The organism is Paraburkholderia sp. GAS32, from assembly GCF_050434225.1.
GTDB classification, from domain to species: Bacteria; Pseudomonadota; Gammaproteobacteria; order Burkholderiales; family Burkholderiaceae; genus Paraburkholderia; species Paraburkholderia madseniana.
This window is the reverse complement of the sequence record NZ_JBNPVS010000009.1, coordinates 159,371-180,838: the sequence shown is the minus strand read 5'-3', so window position 1 is coordinate 180,838 and position 21,468 is coordinate 159,371. Positions and strand designations below refer to the sequence as shown.

Below are 21,468 nucleotides of genomic sequence, written 5' to 3'. Positions count from 1 at the left end.
GATCAGTCTCCTAACGGTTGTCGATCGCCGCCGCCACGGTGCGCGTCGAGCGCGTGCTTCATGCGGCGCAGCAATTCGCGGCTCTCGTCACCCTGACTCACGGCAAGTTCAGTGACGAGCACATCGAGCGCCATCATCATCGCGTAGCGCGACGACGACGGTTTGTAAATGAAATCGGTTTCGAAGGCGACGATCGGGATCACCCAATCGGCCAGTTTGGCCAACGGCGAAGCCGGCGCGGTCAGAGCGATCACGGTCGCCCCGTAGCTGCGCGCGATCTTGCAGTTCTCGACCATCTCGGGCACGCGCCCCGTAGTGGACAGCGCGATCACGACGCACTCGCGCGACACGGTGCTCGCCACCATGCGCTGCAACAAGCCGTCCTGATAGGTCGCAACCGGCCGGCCAAGCCGCACGAGCCTGAAGCGCATCTCGTCGGCCAATGCGGTCGAGCCGCCGCCCATGCCGAACACATAGATCATGCGCGCGGCGCGCAACGCGGCTGCCGCGTCGGCCAAAGGCGCCTGACGAAGAAGTTGGTGGTTATGTGCTAGCGCGGTCTGCAGTTCGTCGAATACGCGGGTGGCGATCGGCTCGGGCGCGTCGGTGGGTCCGCTCGCCTGCAGAAAGCGCTGACCGACAGCGGCCGCCTGCGCGAGCCGCAGTTTCAACTCCCGCACGTCGCGGCAACCGACCGCCTTGGCAAAGCGCGTCACGGTCGCGACACTCACCTCCGCCTGCTGGGCGAGTGCGCCAATGCTGGCGCGCGATGCGCCGGTCAGATCGTCGAGAATCAGCGCCGCTACCTTCCGTTCGGCCGAACGCAGTTCCGGCGCGCATTCGGCGATGCGCGCGACGATATCGAAGGCCAGCGGTTCGGCGGTCAGGTTCATTGCAGGCTGTGGGGTGTCTCGCGAACGCTTACAAAGCGCTTCCGGAAAACCGTGGTACTAAATAACATTCCTCCAACCATCGTACTTTCGGTAACATGGTAAAGTCAACTTTGATTCGATTTAACTGGACGATGGAGCAGGGAGACATGAAAGTTACAAACTATCAGGGCGCAACGATTGATCCTTATAGCAAGGGCTTGGGCATGGTTCCGGGCACCAGCATCCAACTCATGGATGCCGCGCGCCTCGAGTGGAACCTGCTGAACGAAGACGTGAGCCTGCCCGCCGCCGTGCTGTACGCGGATCGTGTGGAACACAACCTGAAGTGGATGCAAGCGTTCGTCGCGGAATACGGCGTCAAGCTCGCGCCGCACGGCAAAACCACCATGGCGCCGCAACTGTTTCGCCGTCAGCTCGAAACCGGCGCATGGGGCATCACGCTCGCCACCGCGCATCAGGTGCGCGCGGCGTATCACGGCGGTGTTTCGCGGATCCTGATGGCCAACCAACTGGTCGGCCGCCGCAACATGATGATGATCGCCGAGTTGCTGAGCGACCCTGATTTCGAGTTCTTCTGCCTCGTCGATTCGGTCGAAGGCGTCGAGCAACTGGGCCAGTTTTTTACGTCGGTACGCAAGCCGCTGCAAGTATTGCTCGAACTCGGCGTGCCGGGCGGCCGCACCGGCGTGCGCGACGAAGCGCAGCGCAACGCGGTGCTTGAAGCGATCGCGCGCTATCCGGATGTGTTGAAGCTGGCGGGCGTCGAGTTGTATGAAGGTGTTCTGAAAGAAGAACACGAAGTGCGCGAGTTCCTGCAGAGCGCGGTCGCTGTGACGCGCGCGCTTGTCGACGAAGGACGTTTTGCCCGCACGCCGGCCGTACTGTCAGGCGCCGGCTCGGCCTGGTACGACGTGGTCGCGGAAGAATTCGTGAAGGCCTCGGAGACCGGCAAGGTCGAAGTCGTGCTGCGGCCCGGCTGCTATCTAACGCATGACGTCGGCGTGTACCGCAAGGCGCAGACGGACATCTTCGCGCGCAATCCGGTCGCGAAGAAAATGGGCGAAGGCTTGCTGCCGGCGCTGCAACTGTGGGCGTATGTGCAGTCGATTCCGGAACCGGATCGCGCGATCATCGGCCTCGGCAAGCGCGATTCCGCTTTCGACGCAGGCATGCCGGAGCCGTCACGCCACTATCGTCCGGGCACCGAAGCGCCACGCGATATCGCGGCGAGCGAAGGCTGGGAGATTTTTGGCCTGATGGATCAGCACGCGTATCTGCGGATTCCCGCGGGCGCCGATCTGAAGGTAGGCGACATGATCGCGTTCGACATTTCGCATCCGTGCCTGACGTTCGACAAGTGGCGTCAGGTGCTGGTGGTCGATCCGTCGTATCGCGTCACGGAAGTGATCGAAACGTTCTTCTGATCGTGATAGAACCGGCGCGTTTCACCGCGAGGTGGCGCGCCGTTTGTTGCGGCCTTCCCGCTCAATCGGCAGGTTCGATCCTCGCTGGATCTCGGCCGGCGGGCGCGTCTCCAGTGAGCCGCAGTTTGAATGGCATCCGTGCCGGGTACTTCGGCAGTCGCCGCGGCTTTGAGTCGGGCTTAAGCTTAGCGAGCTGGGTCAGCCTCCGCCGTGTCGGACACCTGGGCGGCCGACGCGGCTGCCGCGCCAGTCGTAGCAGCCACTTCGCCGATCCGCACTTCCAGCATCTTCAACGCCCCCGACAACGCGCTCAGCGCTTCGTCCGGCAACGCCGCCATCGTGTCGTGCAAAAAGGCGTTACGGCGCGGCAGGCTGGCTTCGGTCGCCAACCGTCCCGCTTCGGTCAAACGCACATTGGTCACGCGGTTGTCGCGCGTATCCATGCTGCGAGCAATCCAGCCTAAACCCTCCAGCGTTTTCAACTGCCGCGTCAGCGCACCCGGATCGACGCGCAAGCGCTCGACCAGCCGCTTCTGCGACGACTCGCCGGCCTGTTCGTGCAGCGCGAGCAGAATGCGCCAGCGCGGCAACGGATGGCCCACGTGAGCCTCGAACGCCGACATGAACGCCCGATAAGTGCGGCCGAATTGTTGCATGACGGCGACGCGGTCCTGTTCTTCCATGATCTGTCAGTAAAACGGTAAGGCTAAAAAATCAATCCGCGTGAATCACCGGCTCGAGCTTGCGCTGGAGCTTGACCGGCGGCACACGGCGGCTTTGCCACACGGACACGACGGCGATGATCGCCGCGAGCGCGAGACCCAGATGAATTGCTGAAACGAGCGCCTCGCGTGCACTCTCGAGCAGCATCGCGCCGTTGTGACCCGCATGCGTCAACTCTCCGAGCAACGTGGTTTGCGCATCGCGATTGATCAGGATTTGCGGGTCGCCGAGATCGGCAAACCACTGCGACGCGTGATCGTTTTCCAGCGCGCTGCGCACGCCGCTCGCGTACATATGGCTGATCAGCGTGCCGGTCAGCGCCGTGCCGATCATCCCGCCGATCATCCGCAGCGACTGCAGCAACGCGGTGGCGATACCGAGGTGTTCGCGGCCGGCTGTCTGCTGCGCGAAGATCGTCAGATTCGGCATCACGAAACCGAGACCGAGACCGCCGAGCACCATGAACGACATCAGCAGCCATTGCGGCATGGCACGCGTCGCGACGACCACGCCGAGGCACGACAGCGCCACCAGCGCGAAGCCAACGTACAGCATCAGATTCGGATTGCGCACGCGCGAGACGATGCGTCCGTTGGCGATACTGCCGATCGTGATGAATACGACGAGCGGCGTAATGACGAGCCCCGCCTCTTTCGGCGACATCCCGAAGCCGCCCTGAAATAGCAACGGTGCGTAGAACAGCAACGAGAACATCGTGAAGCCGCCCAGCACGGCGAGCGTGAAGAGCGCGGCCAGACTGCGATTACGAAACATATCCACCGGCAGAATCGCCGTCGGGCAGCGCTTTTCCCACTGCCACAAGCCGTATGCCGAGGCGACGCTCAGGGCAAGCAGCGCGAAGGCGCCCAAGGTGACGCCGTGCTTCGGCAACAACTCGACGAACAACTGCAGCGAGCCGAGCGCCACCGCGATCAACAACGCACCCGGCCAATCGAGCCGCATCTTGCCTTCGTGCTCGATGTGCCGCAGATGCGGCAGGAAGCGCCAGACGAAAAATAGCGACAGCAAGCCGACCGGCAGATTCACATAGAACACTGAGCGCCAGCCGTAGTACTGCGTGAGAAAACCGCCGAGCGACGGCCCCACCGCGTTCGCAATCCCGAACGCCGAACTCATCAGCACCTGCCAGCGCAGTCGCACGACCGAGTCGGGAAATAGATCAGGAATGCACGCGAAGGCTGTGCCGACCAGCATGCCGCCGCCGATGCCCTGCAAGCCGCGCGCGAGCACGAGGAACAGCATGTTGTTGGCAGCGCCGCAGAGCACCGAAGCCGCCGTGAACACGACGATCGATGCGATCACAAATGGCTTGCGCCCGTAGTAATCGCCGAGGCGGCCGAAGATCGGCACGGTGATCACCGATGTCAGCAAATACAACGTGCCGACCCACGCGTAGAGCTCGAAACCCTTCAGCTCCGCGACGATCGTGGGCAACGCGGTGCCGACCACGGTCTGGTCTAGTGCGACCAGCATCGAAACGAAGGAAACGCCGAGCATCGCCAGCAGCGACTCACGGAACGGTAAAACTTGCCCACTCGAGTGGTGGGCCGCGGTATGGACAGCCATTTTTGATGGGGCAACAGTTGACTCGTCAAACGATTGGGAATCATACCATGAGGTGATGCTCTAAGCTGGAACGCGCCGGTGCGGCTCACCGCATCGGCAATCGACTGAAGAATGGACAATACATGACGCCAGGGAGGCACATGGAGCCGAGTTCGCTCGCAGCACAATCCTTATCGGACGACGACCTGAGCGCGCTGCGACGCGCGAAACACGAACTGGAGAGCCCCGCGCTGGCGATGAAACTGGCGAGCATCGTCGGCTCGCCGCTCGAGAAGCTGCTCGCGCGCATGCCGGCTTTTGCCAACGAAAAGGTCACGGATGCGACGGAACTGGCATTGCGCAAGTGCCTCTCGATCGCGCTGCGCACGCTGGGGCGGCAGGCTGGCGCCTCGCCCCTCGTGGTGCCCGACAAGCCGAGCAACCTGCTGCACAAGTTCGCCGTGGCGACCACCGGCGCGGCCGGCGGCGCATTCGGTCTGTTCGCGCTGCCAGTGGAGTTGCCGGTCACGACCACGCTGATGTTTCGCTCGATCTGCGACATCGCGCGCAGCGAGGGCGAGGATCTGTCGTCGATCGACACGCAACTGCAATGCCTGACGGTGCTCGGCATGGGCGGCACCTCGAAAGCCGACGACGACGCCGACTTCGGCTACTTCATCATGCGCGGTGCGCTGGCACAGGCGGTATCGAAGGCTTCATCCGAAATCGCGACGAAAGGCTTCACCGCGCATGGCTCGGCGGCCTTGTTACGCTTACTCAACACGATTGCCGCGCGCTTTTCGGTGCAGGTGAGCGAGCAGATCGCCGCCAAGTCGATTCCGGCGATCGGGGCGGTGCTTGGCGCGATGGTCAATACGGTATTCATCGACCACTTCCAGCAGGTCGCGCACGGCCACTTCACCGTGCGGCGGCTGGAGCGGCAATACGGCCAGGAAACGGTCGAAGCCGCCTATCAGGCGATCGACGTCACCCTGGCTGGCTGAGCGGCCGTGTCACGCCCGCTCGTTGCACTCGTCACGCGCCGCACGAAGGCCGCGGCGCGGTCGAGCGCGCGGCCGCCCTCCGGGATGAACGGCGTGAACAAGGGCCAGACGTGCGGCATCTTCTTCCACACCTCAAGTTCGCAATCGACGCCCGCCGCGCGCGCCTTGTCGGCAACGCGTTGCGAGTCGTCTAGCAATACCTCGGTGCTGCCCGCCATGATGAAGAGCGGCGGCAAGCCGTTCAGGTCGGCATAGACCGGCGAAGCGTAGGGATGCGTGGCGGACGTGTCGCCGAGATAAACCTGCGCGGCCCGCGCGATCGCGGGACCGCTGAACATCGGATCGAGACCGTCGTTGGTGCGAATGGTGGCGCCGGCAGCGGCCAGATCGGTCCACGGCGAGAACAGCAGGCAGCCTGCCGGTAGCGGATCGCCGGCGTCGCGCAAGGCGACTACGGTAGCGAGTGCAAGGCCGCCGCCCGCTGAATCCCCCGCGATCACAATCGACTCGGGCGGCGTGCCGTCCGCGACCAACTGACGGTAGGCCGCGGTTGCATCGTCGAGCGCGGCCGGGAAGCGATGCTCGGGCGCGAGACGGTAGTCGAGGGAAAAGATCGGTGCGTTCGCACGCGTGGCGAGGTCGAATACGAGCGAGCGATGCGTACGTGGCGAACAGAAATAGTAGCCACCACCGTGGCAATACAGCACGATCGGGCCGCTCCCGGAAGTGGACACGCCGTCAGCCGGCTCGATCCACTCACCCTGCAGTGGCCAATTGTCCGGCCCGTACGATTCGCGCAGACGCCAACCGCCCGGCACACGCGGCGACCAGGCGCGCTTGGCCGTCAGCGCACGCGCCTTCTCGACATTGATACTCGGCTTGAGGGTTTGCGGTCGAAACTGCTTACGCAGATACCAGCACGCGAGTGCACTTTGCCAGCTCATCAGGACACGCTCCTTCGATAGTGTCCCACATGGTACGTGCAGTCGCCGCCGCGCCGGTGGACGGCGGCTTCTAATCCCGAAAAGGCGCCCGCGCCACCGGGCAAGGTCTTCCTCGTTTTCCTCTGGCCTAGTTCGCCGGCAAAACCTGTCCGCGAATCTCGCCCGTCGGATTCTGCTCAGTATGGACGTTGAAGTACCACTGTCCCGCCATCAGGTCCGTCACCTGCTGTTCGGTGAGCGCCGCCGATCCTTTGATCGGGCTCGCGAGCGCGTCCTTCCCGATCGGCACCTGGACCTTGGCGTTCTGCCCGACCGGCGCAGGACCGTGGAAGTGCGCGGCGGTTGCCGGACCACTCAGCCCTTCATAGGTGATCGTCCATTGCAGGGACTTGGTCGACGTATCGAACGTGGCGTTCAACATGCCGTGCCCGTGACTCACGCGCGGCGGCACTTCGCTCGACGGCTCGAGATCGGCCTTCAACGCCACCGTATCCGCAAAGGCGACGCCCGACGCCAATGCCCACACCACCACAGCAAGATTCAGTTTTCGAAGCGCAATCATGGTCTTCTCCGGACTTTGATGCACCGCCGCACCGACATTTCGGTCACGCGCAGAGCCACCACATACTAGTGCAAATCCGTTGTAGCTGTTTGCGTCGGGGTCAAATGACATCGCGGCGATCTGCGCGACGCCTTCTTCGATATTTACAAACAGTTAATTGCGCAATTTGTACTGAATCTTTTGCGTCATCCCGACTATGCTTCCGGTTGCGAGAAGTGACTCCTTCATCGAGGGATGTCTCCAAATCTTTAACGCGGCTTCGGCCGCGTTTTTTTTCGTCCTCTCGATTCGACGCGTGGATTTACTCACGAGCGCGCGCCAATGCGATCGCCCAAGCGAGGCGCTACAGCCTCGCTTCCGTGCGGTGCGGTGCGGTGCGGTGCGGTGCGGTGCGGTGCGGTGCGAAGCAGCGTCACGCAAGTAATGCAGCCTGCTCCTCGATTCCATCGAGCATCGCATTGCACTTGCGCGCCAATGCCAGCCCGTCGCTGCGCAAGCGTTCCGGCGTCTTGACGGTGATATCCCGGCGGTAGTCTTCCAACGCGTTGAGCAGCGGCGGGTATTGCAACACGCTCGCCGCGCCTGCCACGCGATGATGCCACTCGCGCAGACGCTCGACCTCGATGCGTTCGAGTAGCGGTGACAATGCCTGCACGTCTTCGCGCACCGATGAAACGAATGAATCGAGCAACGCCTTAACGGTCGATTCGCTCCCCCACAACTGCGTCATGTGACTCAGGTCGACCGGGACAAATGGCTCTGCGCCGCCATGCGCATCCGGCCCGGAAACCGGCGGTGCGTTGACCGCTTCAGCAGGAGCAGCTTGCCATGCGCTGTCAGTGCCGAACCAACGGCTCAGGTACTCGCGTAGCGTAGCAAGTCGCGTCGGCTTGACGAGGCAGTCGTCCATGCCGGCGTCACGACATAGCTTCAGGTCCTCCGGCGCGGTGTTCGCGGCAGATCGATAGGCCACGCACGAACATTCTTATAACTTCTGCCTTTCTGGGGGACAATCGCGATACAGGCGGCAACTCGCTCGCGTCGTCTCGAGGCTGGCAAGCGCTTCGATGATGGAGCGGCCGACGTACACCTCACCCCTCCTGCTCGCCTCTATCGCTTGCTTCCGGCATCGTCAGGTCGGTGACGAGCACATCGCATGGCGTGCTCTCCAACAGCGTGATCAATGAAGTGGGCGTAGCCGCTTCGCCGACAATGGCGACACCGGCGCGCATTTCCAGCGCGGCCCGAACGCCAAGCAGAACGAAAGGATGATCGTCCGCAAGAATGACTCGAACGTTCGTCATGATTTGTCTCCGTTGTTGTAGGCATACTCAGCAAACGTATAGGGAAATACCGCTCGCTTCACGTGTGCTCTGATGGCCCAGTGGCGTTGGATGCCACACTAGGGGCGGCCATGAAACCACTGCTACAAACCGGAGAAAATCGGAGCGCTCTGAAACCCGCCAACAATTTGATAGTCCATTGCGAAACTATCAAAGCAGGAATGCGCAATTATGCAAATCGAATATGCGAGAATTTTTCCGTCGCTGTTTGTTTGCTTCTGAAAAGCAACGTAGCGACGAGAGCGCGCGCCGCCGCTCCCATCGCGTGGAAAACTGCGATGCGACCGGCAGCAGCATGACACCACCGGCCACCAATACTTCATCATGTGGCATCACAAGCGCGTGCCGCCGTCAGCTTGCTAACGCAAGCAGTGCGCGGAAATACCGGTAACGCGATCAAGGCGCACACGCTGGCTACCGCCCACACCATCGGCCACGAACCCACCGACAACAGCAGCGGAATCGCGAGCGGCGTCAGGAACAACGTGAGAAAGACGCAGGTATTGCCGATCGCGAGTGCGGTGCCTGCACGGCTCGTCCCCGCGAGGGTCGCGAGTTCCGTGAAGGCAACGCCGTGCCATGCGGATGCGCTTATGCCACCCAGCACGATCATCAGTGCGACCACCGCCGTCATCGCCGCATGGTGCATGCCGGCCAGACCTGTCACCAGGGCGAGCGATGCGAACAGCACCGCGGTCAGCACACTGCAGGCGCGCATGTAAGCGCGTCGATTGCCGCGCCGGTCGGTCCACGCACCGCTCCAGACCCGCGCAATCGCAGCGCCCGTTTGCACGGCCGCCATTGTCAAACTGATCGCCAGCACGCCGGCGCGGTCGAAGTCATGCAGGAAGACGGTCCCGAATGTCACGATGGCAATCTGCGGCACACACAACGCGCCGGCGCCGAGCGCCACACGCCAGATGCCGATGTCGCGTAGCGGCGAAACCTTCATCGGCGCCGCACCTGCACCTGCTCCGGCAACCGCAGCGTTGCGAGCCGTACCCGCACCATTGCCTTCGACGTGCGAAGGCTCGTGCAACCACCGCCATGCGAACACCGCAGTAATCGCGCACGCAAGCGCCAGCACGGTGTACGCGCTCGCAAAGCCGAATCTCGAGGCAAGCGCCGGCAAGATCAGCGCACCCAGGCCTCCGCCGGCCGGCACCGCGGTCTGCCGAATGCTCATCGCGAGGCCGCGCTCACCTTCGCGAAACCAGGCCATCACCGCACGGCCACTCGAACCGTTGACGCTGCCGCCGAGTAGGCCGACCAGCAACAAGCCGAGCGCGAGCGTCGCCACGCCCGGCACATGCGCGCCGGACGGCACCACGAACAATGCCAGCCCGGCGAGCGCCGCGGCAGTCGAAAGAAGTCCGAGCAACAGCACACGGCGATCGCCCCAACGGTCGGTCAGGAGGCCCCACGGCAACTCGCTGACCGCGATGCCCAAACCGAGCATGCCGAGCACCAGCCCGAGCCCGTCGTTGCCGAGGTGATAACCCGAACGCAAAAACACGGCCGTGGTCGGAATCCCTGAGAAAGCGGCCGAAAAACTCGCGTTCGCCGCAAAGCCGACTCCCAGCACCTTCCACCGATGGCTCGCCGTACGCTCACCCGGCACCCGCACGGCGGCAATCGAATCGTTTCCCATGACAGCCTCTGCAATGAATGAATTGGAGGTATCCTACGGCTGGGCAACCCATCGGAAAAGCCGGAAAATTAGATGGCTTCCATCGGATATACCGAATCATGAGTCAACGCGGATTTGACCTGACACAGTTGCGCACCTTCGTCGCCGTCGCCGAATCAGGCAGCGTCTCGGCGGGCGCGGAGCGCGTGTTCCTGTCGCAGTCGTCGGTGAGCGAGCAGCTGAAGAAACTCGAGGAACGCGCCGGCCAGCCACTCTTCGTGCGCAGCAAGCAGGGTGTGACCGCCACGCCGGCCGGCAGCCGCCTGCTCGATCACGCGCGCCGCATCATCGCCATGAGCGAGGCGGCGTTCGAGGACCTGCAAGGCCGCTCGCTCGACGGCGAACTGCGCATCGCCATCACGGACTACTACCGTCCGCTCGACATCGCGCGCATTCTCAAGACATTCTCGGAACAGCATCCGCGCCTGAAACTGCACGTCACCGTGCAGCCGAGCGCCGTGATCGATAGCAGCGCCGGCGACGATGCGTCGTACGACATCGGCCTCTCGTTGCGGCTGGTCGCCGGAAGCACACGCTCCACCAACCGGCCCGGCAGCGCGCAAAGCACCGTGGTGCGGCGCGAGAAACTGCTATGGGTCTGCGCGGCCGATGCCAGTCCGCGGCCGGCCACGCCTTATTCATTGGTATTGCTACCGTCGAGTTGTCAGTTGCAGCGCTTCGTCGTGAAACTCCTCGATGAGCACAAGGTGCCGTATCTGGTGTCGCATTCGGCCTCGGGAGTGGCTGGCTTGCAACTAGCGCTGAAGGCCGGGCTGGGCATTTCCTGCCTGAACGAATCATCGATCGGCGGGGGCCTGGTAGCCTGTCCGCAGAGCGTCGGGTTGCCCGCACTGCCCGCTGTCGAGTTTCATCTGTTGCCGGGGCGAATCGGCGAAAGCGAACGCGTCAGTAATGCACGCACGGCGTTGATGCATCTCTTCAGTTGACGCGCTCCGCGTCGATGCGCGCGCTGCGACTCAAGGAACACGACAGAAACGCAGCGCATCAATCGCATTCGGCGATGCAGTCCGCACTCGAACCAGACACAGAACAAATATCGATGGCGCTCTAATCGACGCCTGTGCTGATAAAATACGCCACCAATTGACCTATCAAATTTTATTGACGCATCGGATAAATTCCTGCAACCTGCTACACGTCTGCCGCACGCATCAAGCGTTATTACCGCAGCCCGAAAGCCGCCACCCATTGGCGCACTTAGGCAGATCATTGCTTTATATAGAAGTTGCATTGCCGCATCGCTTCAATACTGTGCCTCCTTAATAAGTCCGTTTCGATTTGCTGTTCATGCAGTCGTTATGAAAAAGAATTGGCAGGCTTGTCATGCATCGTTCATCGAATCCGATGAGCGAATTCACGAGCGAATGCATGAGAAATAAATAGCGAAAATAACCGTTCCCCCGGCGAGGCATGGCGTGCATCGTAGATCTATCGGATTTTCGATTCTGGTGGTGCTTTACGTCATGTGGCGTGGCGCGGCGTTTGCAGCCACCGACGCGCCAACCGCGATGCCCTCGGCCATGGACGAGCGCGTGCGTGCCTGCACCTCGTGTCATGGCGTGCAAGGGCAAGGCCTGAACAACGATTACTTCCCGCGCATCGCCGGCAAACCGGCCGACTATCTGTTCAATCAGTTGAGTGCGTTTCGTGACGGCGGCCGTACTTATCCGCCAATGGGCTATCTGCTCGCCTTCCTGCCCGACGACTATCTGCGCAAGCTCAGCCAGTACTTCGCGGACCTGCAACCGCCCTACCCCAATTCCGATCACACCGATGTCGCACCGGCAGTGCTCGCGGCGGGACAACGGCTCGTCACGCAGGGCGACCCGGCGCGCAAAATCCCGGCGTGCATCGCGTGTCATGGAGCGCGCATGACGGGTACGCAGCCTGGCATTCCGGGGCTGCTGGGTCTGCATGCGAGCTACATCGCCGGGCAGATGGGTACGTGGCGCTCGGGCACACGTCACGCGCTCGCGCCGGACTGTATGCATTCGATCGCAGTCAAGCTGACCGACAAGGACATCACCGCGGTATCGAGCTGGCTCGCGCGCCAGCCGCGCCCTGCCGATCCACGGCCCGCGCCGGCGTCCGCTGAGCGGCTGCCTCTCGCATGCGGGAGCCAACCGCAATGAAGACGACCTTCCGCTCGATCCGCCCTGTTGCGCATGCCATGACGAGGCGCCGTCGCACCGCTGTATTCAGCTTGCTTGTTGCCGGCTTGATCGTCACCGGCGGCGCCGCGCTTTTCAGCGCACCGCGTGCGTTGTTGATCGCTGACGCGAGCGCGGCTGAAGCCGTGCCTGCTGCCACGACTGCAACAGCCGCTGCCGACAAAGCCGACACCCGTCCCGACATCGTCAAACGCGGCGAGTATCTGGCGCGCGCCGGCGACTGCGTTGCTTGCCATACCGCGCCGCGCGGCAAGCTGTTCGCCGGCGGCCTCGCCATGGATACGCCCTTCGGCACGCTGTATTCGCCGAACATCACACCGGACGCGCAGTACGGCATTGGCACATGGAGCGAGGACGCGTTCTTCAAGATGATGCGCACCGGCCGCACGCCGGACGGCACCCTGCTCTACCCTGCGATGCCGATCGCTCAGTACACCAAGGTCACACGTGAAGACTCGAACGCGATCTTCGCGTACCTGAAATCTGTGGCACCGGTACGCGAGCCGAACCACAAACACACGCTGCGCTTCCCGTTCAATCAGCGCAAGCTGCTATACGGCTGGCGCACGTTGTATTTCCGTGAAGGCGAGTTCCAGCCGGACCCGACCAAATCGGTCGAATGGAATCGCGGCGCGTATCTCGTCGACGGGCTCGGACACTGCACGATGTGCCACACCAAGATCAATATGCTCGGCGGCTCGTCGCAAAGCGAGCAGTTTGCAGGCGGTCTGATTCCGGTGCAGAACTGGTACGCGCCCTCGCTCACATCCGACAAAGACGGCGGTCTCGGCGATTGGAGCATCAAGGACATCGTCGACCTGCTGCAAGCGGGCATTTCCGATCGCGGCGCCGTGTACGGGCCGATGGCCGAAGTCACCTATCACAGCCTTCAGTACATGACGGAAGATGACATCAAGGCGATGGCGGTCTATCTCAAGACGTTACCGGACAACCGCGGCCGCAAATCGGGCCCGTCCGCACCGACCAATACCAACGTGTTCGCGCTCGGCGAAAAGATCTACGCCGACAAATGCGCCCTGTGCCACGGCGCGAACGGCGAGGGCCAGTTGCAGCACTACCCGCCGCTCGCACGCAACCAGTCGATCGAAATGGACTCCTCGGTGAACCCGATCCGCATCGTGCTCAACGGCGGTTTCCCGCCCGGCACGACGCGCAATCCCGAGCCGTACGGCATGCCGCCGTTCGGTCAGGAGTTGAACGACACCGATGCCGCCGCCGTCGTCACGTATGTCCGCACTGCGTGGGGCAACCACGGCCAGCCGGTGACGTCCCGCGAGGTCAACGAATTGCGCAAAGCGCCGCTGCACTGAACCTGAACCGCTGCACCGGAGAATCTCCAGATGGAAGCCAACGATACCCGCAGCGCGGCCCCACCTACTGATGAAGAAGTGGAACGCGTCGTCGCGGCCGGCCCGCACGGCGCCATCGCCGTGGCCGGCGTCGCCACGCTGATCGTCATGGCGATCTGGTTCGGCTTCTACTTTCTTGTCTTTCTGCCGCGCGGCGTCATCCACTGACCATGTCGACTGATTCCAATCACCAATCGGGCAGCGGCCACGAAGTCGCCTTACGCGCCGAGCGCCGCTGGGCGATTTTCGCCACGGCACTGATCGTTCTGATGCTCGTCGTCATCGTGTTCTCGGGGCTGCATTGGGCGATGATGCCGCCGTCGCGGGTTGAGACGATCGATCCGTCGCGCTTGCAACTGTCGGGCGAATTCGTCGAAGACAACCTCGGCAGCGCTGTCGAGCCGGATGGTTCGGTGGTCGTGCGTTTTGTCGCGCAGCAGTATTCGTTCACGCCGCAATGTCTGCTGGTGCCCGCCGACACGCCGATCACGATCCGCACCACCAGCGCCGATGTCGTGCACGGCCTGCTCGTGACCGACACCAACATCAACACGATGGTCGTGCCCGGCTATGTCGCCACGCTGAACACGCGCTTCGACAAACCCGCCGATCACACCATGCCGTGTCACGAGTTCTGCGGCTTCGGCCACCAGACCATGTGGGCGCACGTCAAGGTCATCGACAAAGCCACGTTCTTCGAGCAAGCCCGACAATCACGGAGGCTCAGCTGTGTTTCACGCTAAGCGACTCGTTCTCGCGCATTTCTGGCTGGCCTTCATCGCGTTTCTGATCGCGCTGCTGCTCGGCGCGTGGCAGATGCTGGTACGCAGCCCGCTGGTGCCGTGGGTCGGCGACCCCGAGCTCTACTATCGATCGGTGACCGCGCATGGCTCGGTGATGGCTTACGTGCTGCCTACCCTCGTGTCGATGGGCTTCGGCTACGCGATCGTCGAACTCGCGCTGGCACAACGCCTCGTCGGTCTGAAATGGGCGTGGGCCGCGTTCATCATGCTGGCAGTTGGCGCGGTGATGGCGATGGTGCCGGTCGCGCTCGGCAAAGCTTCGGTGCTCTACACCTTCTATCCGCCGATGATCGGCAGTCCGTTCTATTACCTTGGCGTGGTGCTGGTGGTGATCGGTTCGTGGATCTGGGTCGCGCTAATGCACGTGAATCTGCGCGTCTGGAAGCGCGCGAATCCCGGCAAGCCGATACCGCTCGCGATGTTCGCCAACGTGGCGGGCGCGTATCTGTGGGCGTGGACCGCAATCGGCGCGGCGCTCGAAATCCTGTTCCAGATCTTGCCGGTCGCATTCGGTCTCACCAACACGATCGATGCGGGTCTTTCACGCATCCTGTTCTCGTGGACGCTGCATGCGATCGTCTACTTCTGGCTGATTCCGGCTTACATCGCGTACTACACGCTGGTGCCGCGTGCGATCGGCGGACGGCTCTATAGCGATTCGATGGCGCGCGTGTCGTTCATTCTGTTCCTCGTGTTCGCGATGCCGATCGGCATTCACCACCTGTTCGCCGATCCGCAGGTCGGCTCGGGCTTCAAGTTCCTGCATGCGGTGTTCACCGGCATGGTGTCGGTGCCGACGTTGCTGACGGTGTTCACCATCTGTGCATCGGTGGAAATCGCCGGGAGGCTGCGCGGTGGCAAGGGCGCGTTCGGCTGGTTGACCGCGTTGCCGTGGCAGAACCCGATGATGCTGGTGATCGCGTTTTCGTTCGTGATGCTGGGGCTCGGCGGCGCGGGTGGTTTGATCAACATGAGCTACCAGTTGAACTCGTCGGTGCACAACACGCAGTGGGTGACCGGGCACTTTCATCTGATTTTCGGCGGGGCGATCGTCATCATGTACTTTGCGATCGCGTACGAACTGTGGCCGCAACTGACCGGCCGCGCGATTGCACCGGTAAAGCTGGTGCGTACGCAACTGTGGCTGTGGTTCATCGGCATGATGGTGGTGACGCTGCCGTGGCATTACGTCGGCTTGCTCGGTGCGCCGCGCCGCATGGCCTACTACGACTACAACATGCCGGGGATGGAATCGCAGGCGTTCTGGGTGGGAATGTCGGCGGTGGGCGGACTGATCCTGGTGGTGTCCGGCGTGCTGTTCATCTACGTCCTCGCGAAGTCGCAATTCGGGCCGCAGGTACAGCAGCAGAGTTTCCGCTTCGCGAGCGCGGTGCAGCCGGTGGAGCATGTGCCTGCCGCGCTCAATAGTTTCGGCCTGTGGGTGGCGTTGATGATCGGGCTGACGATCGTCAACTACAGTGTGCCGATCGTTCAGTTGCTCAGATTGCCGCAGACGTCGGTGCCGGCAGTTGTTGTTGGAGCGCAGCGATGAGTCAGGAACGCGTCTTCAGCTTGCGCAACCCATGGTTCACGGTGAGCCTGGGCGGCACGATTGCGATTGCCGCAGTGGCGATACTGATCGGCTTCATCTGGTTGCCTTCAGCCAATAGCGGTTTCAGCGAGCGTGGCTTATGGGCGACGATTTGCAGCGCCGCGGGTGCGCCGTCGAGTTGGTATGGCGGCGCCAATATTGCCGGCCCGGCGCCGAGCGAGGTGGTGGTCTTGCCGCCTTTGCGGCGGGTGCGTGCCGACGCGAATTCGATTGGTCGCGGCGCGACGATCGCCACGCAGAATTGCTCGATGTGCCATGGCGTGCTGGGCACGGTGCAGGTGACGGCACCCGCGTTGGCCGGGCAGTATGCCGACGTGGTCTATAAAGAGTTGCGCGACTATCAGAACGGTGTGCGGCAGAACGCGGTGATGCAGCCGATTATTGCGGCTCGCAGCGATCAGGATCTGCATGATCTGGCGGCTTATTACGCTTCGCTGTCTCGCGCGCCGGCGGCCGAGGTTTTGCCTGCAGGCGTTGGACCGGATGCGAATGCTGTGAAGCTTGCGATGCAGGGTGATCCGCAGCGGAATATTGCACCTTGTGCGGCCTGTCATGGACAGTTGGATCGTAAGGGAGCGGCGCCCTGGCTTGGGGGGCAGTCGTCCATTTATCTCTCTGCGCAGATGCGGGCGTTTACTTCCGGTGCCCGGCATAACGATATTAATGAGCAGATGCGGAATGTGGCCCGGCAGATGACCTCGGCGGAAATCGATAGCGTGGCTAAGTATTACGCGGCGCAGCAGTGACCGTTTGAGTCTGGTTTAGCCTTCGCGGCGCTTAACCGCGAATAGCATGTCAGAAGGCCCGCACTCAGCGGGCCATTTTTTGCTCAATGTCTTACGCGCGGCTCGCGCCTTTTTCATTGCTTCTGCGTGGTGGCCTCTAGTGCCGGTTAATGTGCAACGGCGGCGGCCTGTGCACCCGCTTCTGTTCGCGACGCGACCTTTGTGCGCACCGGTTTGGGTCGCGAGGTATCTGCGGGTTTCGCGTTCAGCTTGTCATCTGATTTCTTCCGCACGGCCTCAGACAAAAGACTCGCGGCACGTTTGGCGGTGATGCGGCTATGAGGCACGTCCTTCGCATCAAGCGCGATCACCTGGTACAGTTCGCGGTCGCATTCAATCTCGCGCTCGTATCCTTCGCCAGTTTCGACAAGCAGTTCCAGCTACGCCTGTTGGCTTTGCCGTTCTTCCCTTGTCATGCAGGGAGTCCTACGTATTGAGGCCGCAAGCGTAACCAGTCTCTTCAGTTGATCCAACTGCCGGTTGCATAAATCGAAAGCCGAAAGCGCGAGTTTCTCGTACTGGAGGGCATCAACGGGCGCGCGTGAGGTTGCTTGAGGGTTCTTGGTAGATTTTGCTCATGGTGCGATTTCCGGTTCGTTCCTGAATCGCCCGACACTCGCTGAAAGGTGAGCGGGCACGAAGGCGGATTAGCAGACCGGGTAGAGAATCAGAACCGGCGAGCCTTGCGGCTCTTCCCCAACGGCCCGCCCATAGAAAAGGCGTGCATGACTGGGCACTACCCGCTTTCGCAGGTAGTGCGATTCTCTACTGCAGGCGGCTAAACCCGCGCCGTTTTGTCTAACGACAGGAACAATCTAATGCACCTATTTTTTAAGACGATCAACCAAACAGGCTAAACGCGCGAATTATAACTAATCTTTACATTTGACCCGGCGGGCCCCCTGTGCTGATTTTCATGCAGCGCACGCAAGCGCTCAATCACCCTTCAGCACATTACGCGGTCTGCCGCATCAAGCCGCTACAAACTCACCCGCATTAACCTTCCGCTGCGCAGCCGCAGCCCCACCTCGCCGACCTGCAAAAGAAGAATCCCCACTCCCCGTCTGAAACACAGCCACCGCCGAAGTCAACCGCCGAGCCTGCTCCTCGAGCGAACTAGCCGCCGCAGCAGCCTGCTCAACCAGCGCGGCATTCTGCTGCGTCACCTCATCCATCTGGGCAACAGCCAGGTTCACCTGATCGATCCCGGTACTCTGCTCAAGCGCAGCAGCCGCGATCTCACCCATGATCGAACTCACGCGCGAAATCGAATTGACGATCTCGGTCATCGTCGACCCCGAGCGCTCAACCAGCTGCGACCCTGCCTGCACTCGCGCCGTCGAAGCATCGATCAACCCCTTGATCTCCTTGGCCGCCGCGGCGCTTCGCTGTGCCAACGACCGCACTTCGCTCGCCACCACCGCAAACCCACGCCCTTGCTCGCCCGCACGCGCCGCCTCGACCGCTGCGTTCAGCGCCAGAATATTGGTCTGGAAAGCAATACCTTCGATCACACCGACAATGTCGGCAATCCGCCGCGAGTCGTCGACGATGCCATGCATCGTGCCCACCACCTGCTCCGTCAGATCACCACCCTGCGCAGCCAGGCTCGATGCACCCTGCGCCAGCGAGCTCGCCTGCTTCGCGTTGTCCGCGGTCTGCTTGACCGTCGAGGTCAGCTCCTCGATGCTGGCCGCCGTTTCTTCGAGCGATGCGGCCTGCTCCTCGGTCCGCTGCGACAGATCGGTATTACCGGCCGCAATCTCGCTCACGCCCGTATCGATCGATTCCGTGCCGTGACGCACAGCGTTCACCGTCTCGATCAGCGAGTCCTGCATCTTGCGCAACGCCGCTGCGAGACGGCCCATTTCGTTATTGCTCGTCACGTCGATCTGGCCGGTCAGATCGCCATTGGCAATCCGCTGAAACTGCGCAATGGTCGCGTCGACCGGGTTGACAATGGCCCGCACCATGACCGCCCGTCCGATCAAGGCGCCCAGCAGCGACAGCCCCATACCGATCGCCACCGTAATGCAGATTGCGTAGAACAGATCCTGTGCATCCTGATAGCGCTGTGCGCCGTGATCGATTTGCAATTGCTCGAGCGTGAGCATGGCCTTCTCGTACGCGCTGTAGAGCGACGACAGCTTGTGCGCCTGCAACTGCTCAAATGCGGTCTTGTCGCCGGACTTGAGCGCGGCCAGCGCCGGATCGACGCCCTCGTGCAGGAAGGTGTCGCGCTTGTCCTGCATGTCCTTGATCAGGCGCTGTTCGTCGGCATCCGTGCTCGCGCGGCTCACATAGTGGGCAAGGCGATCGTTCGATGCTTTCTGGTACTGATCAAAGCGATTGAGCACCGCGTTCGCACCGTCCTGATCGTTCAGGTCGACCAACGATGCGTAGGTCGCCAGCGCCAGACGCAGGCGCAGCAGCTGTCCGGCGCTACCTTCTAGGTCCGCGACTGCGGGCGTGTCCACGGTGTACATCTGTTGCAGCGACGCGTTGCTCGAACGCAACGACAACAGTCCGGCTGCGGCGCCGAACAGCAACACCACGCCGAAGAACACGATCATCAGGGTAAGGCAGGTTCGAATCGACAGATTTTTCAGCATCGGGCTGGTCTCCATTGGGCTGCCTGACCGAATGTTCAGAAAACTACCCTCGGCCAAGCGTGCTGCGCCCAAGCCCATACGGCCAGGTCCGCAACCTTTGTTCAAAATTTAAGCGAACGCCACATAGAAGGTCTACGGCGGGGTTACAGAAAACTTTATGGTCGATGGCGCATACGTTTGCGATACATCAAGATACGAGAGGAAGTCGGGCGCTGTTTGAGCAGGGGCATTTGCGGGACTACCCGGGTGGTCGGCAGGCGGCGGTTGGTAGAAAGTGACGAGGCGCGCGTCTCCGGAGCATTTCTATGTCAGAAATAGGCTCGGCTCTGCTGGTTTTCGCTTTATTGCTTGTCGGAACCGGCTTTGGCGTGTGGGTGCGACCGTTGCTGCCCGAGGAGCACAAGGCACACGAAACCGTGCAACTCATCCAGTTGGTTATCGGCATGCTGGTGACGTTTGCCGCTTTGGTGCTCGGGTTGATGACGGCGTCCGCGAAATCCAGTTTCGATACCGAGTCGAATGATTTGCGTACCTTTGCGGCGGACCTGATCGAATTCGACACGACCTTGCGGGAATACGGCAGCGATACCGATGAGGCCCGCAACCTGCTGCGCGTGTACACCGCAGCGGCGATTGCATCGACATGGCCCGGCGAACCGGCGCCAGCCGGTGATTATCCGAGGGACATTGGAACGCAGGACAACTCGCAGAAGCTGGAGAACGTGCGACTCGGCGACATGCTGACTGCGGTAGGCAGGCAGTTGCGGCAACTGCGAGCGCATGATCCATTACACCAACGCGCGCTCGATGATGCGTTGACGCAATATCGGCGCGCTGTGGATGCGCGATGGAAGATCATCGAGGAAGCGCACAGCTCAATTTCTCTGCCTTTCTTGATGACGCTCACGTTCTGGTTGTGCGTGATTTTTCTCAGCTTCGGATTGATCGCCCCGCGCAATGCGTTGGCGCTGGTCACGATCTCGCTTGGGGCAGTTTCAATTGCTTCCGCTATCTATGTGATCGTCGATCTGGATACGCCGTTTTCCGGGCCGATTGTCGTTTCCAGTTCGCCGATGAGAGATGCGCTAGAGCATCTCAGGCGGTGAAGCCTATGCTCTGACTGGCCTCAAACCCGGAAATCCTCTTGGCGCGATCGACGATCGGCTTATCAACCAGTTTGCCGTCCACTGCAAACGCCCCTTCGGGATGCTCGCTGCAAGCGGCCAACACCCGTGCGGCCCACCGCCGCTCCGCTTCGCTCGGCGCGAACCCGCGATTTACCGGTTCCACCTGCCTGGGATGAATGCAAAGCTTTCCGGTGAACCCAAACCGCCGCGCAGTAGCAACCTCCTCAGTCAACCGCTCAAGGTTATCGAGCTCCAACGTCACACCGTCGATTGGCGCAGTGAGGCCGGCATACCGCGATTCGATCACCATTTGCGAGCGCACGTAATCCAGCTCGACGCCCAGTCCCTCGATCCCGGCATCGGCGCAAAAATCAACCGTACCGAATGCAAGCCGCGCGACTGACTGCACGGCGGCAATTTCGCGCATCGCCACCACGCCCGCGACAGTCTCGATCAGCGCCACGAGCCTTACCTGCGACGGCAACCGCGCAGCCACATAGGTAAGTTGCTGTGCACTGTCTGACTTTGGCACCATCACGACCGAAGCGCCGGAGCGGCCAACCATCTCCACGTCTTCGGCATGCCACGGCGTGCCCACCGCATTCACGCGAACAATCAGCCGCGAACGATCCGCGGTCATCAGCCAGCGCTGCAAGCCCTCGCGTGCGTGCTCCTTGGCGGCCGGCGCGACCGCGTCTTCCAGATCGATCACCACCGCGTCGGCGCCCGCGTCGAGCGCCTTCATAAAGCGCTCGGGCCGGTCGCCTGGAACGAACAGATAACTGCGTGCGTCCATGTTGCTCTCCTTCAGAAGCACG

General features: G+C 62.0%; 19 protein-coding genes and 2 pseudogenes. 10 read left to right on the top strand and 11 right to left on the bottom strand.

The genetic code is table 11. The features are described from left to right. Window positions 1–2 precede the first annotated feature (2 nt). Complete coding sequence (locus tag P3T25_RS14010; RefSeq protein ID WP_429358244.1) at window positions 3–893, bottom strand: MurR/RpiR family transcriptional regulator; 891 nt, start codon at window positions 891–893, stop codon at window positions 3–5. A 146-nt stretch (window positions 894–1,039) separates the two neighbouring features. Here P3T25_RS14010 and P3T25_RS14005 point away from each other — a divergent pair, with 146 nt between their 5' ends. Further along, window positions 1,040–2,317 carry an amino acid deaminase gene (locus P3T25_RS14005; protein ID WP_429358243.1) on the top strand — a complete coding sequence of 426 codons (1,278 nt, stop codon included), beginning with the start codon at window positions 1,040–1,042 and terminating at the stop codon, window positions 2,315–2,317. A 185-nt stretch (window positions 2,318–2,502) separates the two neighbouring features. Here the strand turns inward: P3T25_RS14005 and P3T25_RS14000 are convergent, their stop codons facing one another. After that, entirely contained in the window at window positions 2,503–3,000 is a 498-nt protein-coding gene (locus P3T25_RS14000; protein WP_429358242.1) for a MarR family winged helix-turn-helix transcriptional regulator, read from the bottom strand. Window positions 3,001–3,031: 31 nt separating this feature from the next. After that, complete coding sequence (locus P3T25_RS13995; protein WP_429358241.1) at window positions 3,032–4,627, bottom strand: MDR family MFS transporter; 1,596 nt, start codon at window positions 4,625–4,627, stop codon at window positions 3,032–3,034. Between the two features lie 140 nt (window positions 4,628–4,767). Here P3T25_RS13995 and P3T25_RS13990 point away from each other — a divergent pair, with 140 nt between their 5' ends. After that, a complete protein-coding gene (locus tag P3T25_RS13990) occupies window positions 4,768–5,610 on the top strand; it encodes an EcsC family protein (RefSeq protein WP_154565590.1) in 843 nt (280 codons plus the stop codon). Here the strand turns inward: P3T25_RS13990 and P3T25_RS13985 are convergent. The 5 genes and pseudogenes from P3T25_RS13985 to P3T25_RS13965 form a co-directional block, all read right to left on the bottom strand. Continuing rightward, window positions 5,580–6,554, bottom strand: coding sequence for an alpha/beta hydrolase (locus P3T25_RS13985; protein ID WP_266261243.1), 975 nt, complete (start codon window positions 6,552–6,554; stop codon window positions 5,580–5,582). The genes P3T25_RS13990 and P3T25_RS13985 overlap by 31 nt on opposite strands. Window positions 6,555–6,681: 127 nt before the next feature. Further along, window positions 6,682–7,116 (bottom strand): CHRD domain-containing protein, encoded by a 435-nt coding sequence (locus P3T25_RS13980; RefSeq protein ID WP_097391266.1) that lies wholly within the window; start codon window positions 7,114–7,116, stop codon window positions 6,682–6,684. A gap of 412 nt (window positions 7,117–7,528) precedes the next feature. Beyond that, a pseudogene (locus P3T25_RS13975) lies at window positions 7,529–8,071 on the bottom strand (ATP-binding protein); the annotation flags it as partial. A gap of 136 nt (window positions 8,072–8,207) precedes the next feature. After that, the gene (locus tag P3T25_RS13970) at window positions 8,208–8,420 is read right to left on the bottom strand and encodes a response regulator (protein ID WP_233465045.1); all 213 of its coding nucleotides are present in this window, start codon (window positions 8,418–8,420) and stop codon (window positions 8,208–8,210) included. A gap of 361 nt (window positions 8,421–8,781) precedes the next feature. Next, on the bottom strand, window positions 8,782–10,110 hold the full coding sequence (locus tag P3T25_RS13965) for an MFS transporter (protein WP_429358240.1): 1,329 nt from the start codon (window positions 10,108–10,110) through the stop codon (window positions 8,782–8,784). A gap of 98 nt (window positions 10,111–10,208) precedes the next feature. On the opposite strand from P3T25_RS13965, the gene P3T25_RS13960 reads away from it, so the two are divergent. The 7 genes from P3T25_RS13960 (at window position 10,209) to P3T25_RS13930 (ending at window position 16,872) form a co-directional block, all read left to right on the top strand. Then, window positions 10,209–11,096, top strand: coding sequence for a LysR family transcriptional regulator (locus tag P3T25_RS13960; RefSeq protein ID WP_429358239.1), 888 nt, complete (start codon window positions 10,209–10,211; stop codon window positions 11,094–11,096). 489 nt (window positions 11,097–11,585) lie between these two features. Further along, the gene (locus tag P3T25_RS13955; protein WP_171926254.1) at window positions 11,586–12,302 is read left to right on the top strand and encodes a c-type cytochrome; all 717 of its coding nucleotides are present in this window, start codon (window positions 11,586–11,588) and stop codon (window positions 12,300–12,302) included. Further along, a complete protein-coding gene (locus P3T25_RS13950; protein WP_429358238.1) occupies window positions 12,299–13,672 on the top strand; it encodes a c-type cytochrome in 1,374 nt (457 codons plus the stop codon). The genes P3T25_RS13955 and P3T25_RS13950 overlap by 4 nt, the downstream gene beginning before the upstream one ends. 30 nt (window positions 13,673–13,702) lie before the next feature. Beyond that, on the top strand, window positions 13,703–13,879 hold the full coding sequence (locus P3T25_RS13945) for a hypothetical protein (RefSeq protein ID WP_167378501.1): 177 nt from the start codon (window positions 13,703–13,705) through the stop codon (window positions 13,877–13,879). A gap of 2 nt (window positions 13,880–13,881) precedes the next feature. Further along, entirely contained in the window at window positions 13,882–14,454 is a 573-nt protein-coding gene (locus tag P3T25_RS13940) for a cytochrome C oxidase subunit II (RefSeq protein WP_429358237.1), read from the top strand. After that, window positions 14,441–16,066 (top strand): b(o/a)3-type cytochrome-c oxidase subunit 1, encoded by a 1,626-nt coding sequence (locus P3T25_RS13935; RefSeq protein WP_429358236.1) that lies wholly within the window; start codon window positions 14,441–14,443, stop codon window positions 16,064–16,066. The genes P3T25_RS13940 and P3T25_RS13935 overlap by 14 nt, the downstream gene beginning before the upstream one ends. Continuing rightward, window positions 16,063–16,872, top strand: coding sequence for a c-type cytochrome (locus P3T25_RS13930; protein ID WP_429358235.1), 810 nt, complete (start codon window positions 16,063–16,065; stop codon window positions 16,870–16,872). Before P3T25_RS13935 ends, P3T25_RS13930 begins: the two co-directional genes overlap by 4 nt. A gap of 146 nt (window positions 16,873–17,018) precedes the next feature. Here the strand turns inward: P3T25_RS13930 and P3T25_RS13925 are convergent. Together P3T25_RS13925 and P3T25_RS13920 are read right to left on the bottom strand one after the other, a co-directional pair. Continuing rightward, window positions 17,019–17,486 (bottom strand): annotated as a pseudogene (locus P3T25_RS13925) (hypothetical protein); the annotation flags it as partial. 396 nt (window positions 17,487–17,882) lie between these two features. Further along, window positions 17,883–19,523, bottom strand: a complete 1,641-nt coding sequence (locus P3T25_RS13920) for a methyl-accepting chemotaxis protein (RefSeq protein WP_429358234.1) — start codon at window positions 19,521–19,523, stop codon at window positions 17,883–17,885. A 305-nt stretch (window positions 19,524–19,828) separates the two neighbouring features. Here P3T25_RS13920 and P3T25_RS13915 point away from each other — a divergent pair, with 305 nt between their 5' ends. Beyond that, on the top strand, window positions 19,829–20,629 hold the full coding sequence (locus tag P3T25_RS13915; RefSeq protein WP_429358233.1) for a hypothetical protein: 801 nt from the start codon (window positions 19,829–19,831) through the stop codon (window positions 20,627–20,629). Here the strand turns inward: P3T25_RS13915 and P3T25_RS13910 are convergent. Further along, window positions 20,619–21,446, bottom strand: coding sequence for an HpcH/HpaI aldolase/citrate lyase family protein (locus P3T25_RS13910; RefSeq protein ID WP_429358232.1), 828 nt, complete (start codon window positions 21,444–21,446; stop codon window positions 20,619–20,621). The two genes, P3T25_RS13915 and P3T25_RS13910, sit on opposite strands and share 11 nt — an antisense overlap. Between the last annotated feature and the right edge of the window lie 22 nt (window positions 21,447–21,468).

Coding starts and splice junctions, on each gene's coding strand:
- P3T25_RS14010 (WP_429358244.1), bottom strand. CDS start 893: ATGAACCTGACCGCCGAACCGCTGGCCTTCGATATCGTCGCGCGCATC.
- P3T25_RS14005 (WP_429358243.1), top strand. CDS start 1,040: ATGAAAGTTACAAACTATCAGGGCGCAACGATTGATCCTTATAGCAAG.
- P3T25_RS14000 (WP_429358242.1), bottom strand. CDS start 3,000: ATGGAAGAACAGGACCGCGTCGCCGTCATGCAACAATTCGGCCGCACT.
- P3T25_RS13995 (WP_429358241.1), bottom strand. CDS start 4,627: ATGGCTGTCCATACCGCGGCCCACCACTCGAGTGGGCAAGTTTTACCG.
- P3T25_RS13990 (WP_154565590.1), top strand. CDS start 4,768: ATGGAGCCGAGTTCGCTCGCAGCACAATCCTTATCGGACGACGACCTG.
- P3T25_RS13985 (WP_266261243.1), bottom strand. CDS start 6,554: ATGAGCTGGCAAAGTGCACTCGCGTGCTGGTATCTGCGTAAGCAGTTT.
- P3T25_RS13980 (WP_097391266.1), bottom strand. CDS start 7,116: ATGATTGCGCTTCGAAAACTGAATCTTGCTGTGGTGGTGTGGGCATTG.
- P3T25_RS13970 (WP_233465045.1), bottom strand. CDS start 8,420: ATGACGAACGTTCGAGTCATTCTTGCGGACGATCATCCTTTCGTTCTG.
- P3T25_RS13965 (WP_429358240.1), bottom strand. CDS start 10,110: ATGGGAAACGATTCGATTGCCGCCGTGCGGGTGCCGGGTGAGCGTACG.
- P3T25_RS13960 (WP_429358239.1), top strand. CDS start 10,209: ATGAGTCAACGCGGATTTGACCTGACACAGTTGCGCACCTTCGTCGCC.
- P3T25_RS13950 (WP_429358238.1), top strand. CDS start 12,299: ATGAAGACGACCTTCCGCTCGATCCGCCCTGTTGCGCATGCCATGACG.
- P3T25_RS13945 (WP_167378501.1), top strand. CDS start 13,703: ATGGAAGCCAACGATACCCGCAGCGCGGCCCCACCTACTGATGAAGAA.
- P3T25_RS13940 (WP_429358237.1), top strand. CDS start 13,882: ATGTCGACTGATTCCAATCACCAATCGGGCAGCGGCCACGAAGTCGCC.
- P3T25_RS13930 (WP_429358235.1), top strand. CDS start 16,063: ATGAGTCAGGAACGCGTCTTCAGCTTGCGCAACCCATGGTTCACGGTG.
- P3T25_RS13920 (WP_429358234.1), bottom strand. CDS start 19,523: ATGCTGAAAAATCTGTCGATTCGAACCTGCCTTACCCTGATGATCGTG.
- P3T25_RS13915 (WP_429358233.1), top strand. CDS start 19,829: ATGTCAGAAATAGGCTCGGCTCTGCTGGTTTTCGCTTTATTGCTTGTC.
- P3T25_RS13910 (WP_429358232.1), bottom strand. CDS start 21,446: ATGGACGCACGCAGTTATCTGTTCGTTCCAGGCGACCGGCCCGAGCGC.